The sequence below is a fragment of the Halanaerobium sp. genome, from assembly GCF_003070835.1.
In genome coordinates, this window is sequence record NZ_QBLR01000308.1 from 1 (window position 1) to 3,904 (window position 3,904).

The 3,904-nt window shown below is 37.1% G+C and carries 3 protein-coding genes; all 3 read left to right on the forward strand.

The annotated features are described in order from the left end of the window. Positions 1 to 4: 4 nt before the first annotated feature. A complete protein-coding gene (locus tag CI949_RS17960; protein WP_290768902.1) occupies positions 5 to 1,174 on the forward strand; it encodes an LCP family protein in 1,170 nt (389 codons plus the stop codon). 15 nt (positions 1,175 to 1,189) lie between these two features. Further along, positions 1,190 to 1,558, forward strand: a complete 369-nt coding sequence (rsfS, locus tag CI949_RS17965) for a ribosome silencing factor (RefSeq protein ID WP_133530316.1) — start codon at positions 1,190 to 1,192, stop codon at positions 1,556 to 1,558. Between the two features lie 70 nt (positions 1,559 to 1,628). Beyond that, a partial coding sequence (gene leuS, locus CI949_RS17970; protein WP_290768900.1) for a leucine--tRNA ligase occupies positions 1,629 to 3,904 on the forward strand: 2,276 nt, incomplete at its 3' end.

Consider the following 3,904-nt stretch of genomic DNA (forward strand, 5'->3'; position numbering starts at 1 on the left):
TCTCGTGGGCTCGGAGATGTGTATAAGAGACAGGAAATATATTGCTTTAATAATATTTTTAGTTATTATCGGTATTGCTATTCCTTTTTTGTGGAATGACGAATTAAGTAAGATTTCATCCAGTGGACCTTTTAAAGAAAATAAAGTTAACATTCTGGCTGTAGGTTATGACTCTGATATTAATGGAGCTTCCAGAGCAGATACAATAATTTTAATTAGCCTGGATGTAAAGACTAATGAGGCAGGACTGGTTTTTCTGCCCCGAGACACTTATATAAATTCTAATAAAAGAAATTTCACTAAATTGAATTCTTCTCATGTCTATGGGGGGATTAAATTAACTCAGGAAACTGTAGAAGAGATGTTGAATATTGATATAGATTATTATCTGGAAACAGATTTTAGAGGGTTTGAAAAAATAATTGACCGCCTGGGAGGAGTAGAGATTAATGTTTCTAGACATTTAAATTATGTTGATAAAGCAGGAGGGCTCTACATTGATATCCCGGCAGGACAGCAGACATTAAATGGAGAAGAAGCTTTAGAATATGTTCGTTATCGCGATATAACTGGAGATATTGGAAGAATTGAAAGACAGCAGAAGTTTATCGATGCCGTTTTAGCAAAAGTTCTTTCTCCTGCAATAGTTACTAAAGTTCCTGGAATAATTAAAGAAGTTAATGAAGCAGTTAATACTAATATTCCGCTTCAGGATATAACTCCATTTTTGAATACAGCTAAAGAGATTAAATTAAGTCAGATTGAATCAAAAATGCTACCAGGTAAAGCAGAATATATTAATGGAATTAGTTACTGGGTACCTGATATGCAGGAAGCCGAAATTATGGTTGATAATTTGATCAGAAATAAATCTTATATTAAGAACAAAGAATATAATTTAACAGTTCTTAATGGTGTTGGAGACTCAGGTGCAGCTTCAGATACAGCGGGGTTATTAGAAAAATATGGATTTAATATTTCAACTATTGGTAATGCAGATAAATATGATTATGATAGTTCTGTTGTTAAATATTATAGTAAGGATGATGCAGAGACTGCTGCTAAGGTCGCAGAATTACTTGGTGGTAAGACCGAATTTATAGAAGAAGCAGAAGAAGAGTCAAATAAAAAATTAGAAGTTATAGTGGGAGCAGGCTATGAGAAGTCTGTTTAAGGAGGAATGTATTAAATGTCAGATTTAAGTATTAAGGATATTGCACTAATCGCTGCTGATGCAGCTGATGATAAAAAAGCAGAAGATATAGAGGTTCTAAATGTTCAGGGTTTAACTGTAATTGCAGATTATTTTGTGATCTGCAGTGGTAATTCTGATCAACAAGTCAGAGCTATAGCCCGAGCAGTTGATGAAAAATTATCTGAAAAGGGCATTGAACCCAAAAGAATGGCAGGAATGGATGATGCCAGATGGGTTTTAATTGATTATGCAGATGTAATTGTCCATGTTTTTCAAAAAAGGGAAAGAGAATATTATGACCTTGAGCGTCTCTGGTCAGATGCAGAAAAAATTCTGCGTCAGAGTGATGGAGAAGAAGAGTAGTTTAATCGGAGTTTAATTTAATTTTGATTATATAGATAAAATTTTAACTTAATGAGGAGAGTGAAGATCTTTGCAGGACTATTATCCGTTTCAAGAAGTAGAGAAAAAGTGGCTTAAAAACTGGGAAGACTCAAATTTACATAAAACTGGAGATGATCCAGATAAGGAAAATTATTATGTTTTAGAAATGTTCCCTTATCCATCTGGTAATTTACATATGGGTCATGTAAGGGTTTATTCTATTGGAGATGTTATTGCCCGCTATAAGAGAATGAAGGGCTATAATGTGCTTCATCCAATGGGCTGGGATGCTTTTGGACTGCCTGCAGAAAATGCAGCAATTAAGCATGGAAATATTCATCCGAAGGAATGGACCTGGGATAATATTGCCCACATGAAAGAACAGATGAAGGCAATGGGTTTAAGTTATGACTGGGATCGAGAGGTAACTACTGCAGCTGAGGATTATTATAAGTGGACTCAGTGGTTTTTTACTCAGATGTTTAATGATGATTTAGCTTACCGAAAAGAATCTACTGTTAACTGGTGCCCCAGCTGTGAAACAGTACTGGCAAATGAGCAGGTGGTAAATGAAGCCTGTGAGCGCTGTGGTACAGAAGTGGATAAAAGAGACTTAGAGCAGTGGTTTTTAAAGATTACTGATTATGCAGAAAAACTCTTAGATGATCATGAACTTTTAGATGGCTGGCCAGAAAAGGTAAAAACAATGCAGAAAAACTGGATTGGCCGTAGTGAAGGTACAAGAGTTACTTTTGAACTGCCTGAACTTGATAAAGAATTAGAGGTGTTTACAACCAGACCTGATACCTTATTTGGAGCTACTTATATGGTCCTTGCTCCCGAGCACCCTTATGTAAAAGAATTATCAGAGGGTACCGACAAAGAAGAAGAGGTTGAAGCCTTCGTTAAAAAGGCTAAAAAACAGAAAGAACAGGAGAGGACTTCAGCTGATTCTGAAAAACTTGGTCTCTTTACAGGTGCCTATGCAGTAAACCCTGTAAATGGCGAAGAAATTCCTATTTATATAGCAAACTATGTTTTGATGAGTTATGGAACCGGTGCAATAATGGCTGTTCCAGCTCATGACCAGCGTGACTTTGATTTTGCCCGTAAATATGGTATTGAAATTAAAGCAGTTATCCAGCCTGAGGATCAAAAAGAAGAACTGGTTGGTTCTGAGATGGATGAGGCTTATGCTGGCCCAGGACATTTAATTAATTCTGATAAATATAATGGTTTAAGTGTAGAAGAAGCCTTTGATAAAATGGCAGAAGATTTTTCAGAGGCAGGTTTTGTGGAAGTTGAAACTAATTACAGGCTGCGTGACTGGTTAATTTCTCGTCAGCGCTACTGGGGAGCTCCAATTCCTATTGTTTACTGTGAGGAATGTGGACCGGTTGCAGTACCTGAGGAAGATCTACCGGTTAAGCTGCCCCATGATGTGGAATTTTCTCCAACTGGAGAATCACCACTTAAAAAAGTAGATAGTTTTGTCAACACCACCTGTCCGGAGTGTGGGGCTCCTGCAAAGCGCGAAACTGATACTATGGATACCTTTGTTGATTCCTCCTGGTATTTTATGCGCTATGCAGATCCAAAAAATGATAAACTTCCATTCAGCAAGGAAAATGTAGATCAGTGGTTCCCTGTTGACCAGTATATAGGTGGAATTGAGCATGCAATTTTACATTTATTATATGCTCGTTTCTTTACCAAAGTTGTCCATGATATGGATTTAACTGATCATGTTGAGCCTTTTACAAACTGGCTGGCTCAGGGAATGGTACTTAAAGATGGTGCCAAGATGTCTAAATCCAAAGGAAATGTTGTTGATCCTAAGGATATTTTAGCAGAATACGGTGCAGACACTGCCCGCTTATTTATCCTTTTTGCTTCACCACCTGAAAAAGATTTAGAGTGGAGTGATAAGGGAGTTGAGGGTGCTGACCGCTTCTTAAATCGTGTCTGGCGCTTTGTTACTGAAAATCTTGAACTGATTAAGAATTCTAAGACTGAACTTAATCCAGATAACCTGGATAAAGAAGCCAAAACACTTTACCGCACAATGCATGCCAGTATCAAAAAAGTGACAGAAGATGTGGGTCAGAGATTGAACTTCAATACAGCAATCAGTGCGATTATGGAATTAACTAATGAGGTTTATTCTTATCTAAATGATCGCAGTCAGGAAGATACAGATACTGCTCTAATAGAAGAGGTTGCAGAAAACATTGTACTTTTACTGGCACCATTTGCTCCCTTTATTACTGAAGAATTATGGGAATACATAGGTAAAGAAGGAAATGTACACAGAGCAGAGTGGCC

Excerpts from the sequence above, each read along its gene's own strand:
- rsfS (WP_133530316.1), top strand. The coding sequence starts at position 1,190 with ATGTCAGATTTAAGTATTAAGGATATTGCACTAATCGCTGCTGATGCA.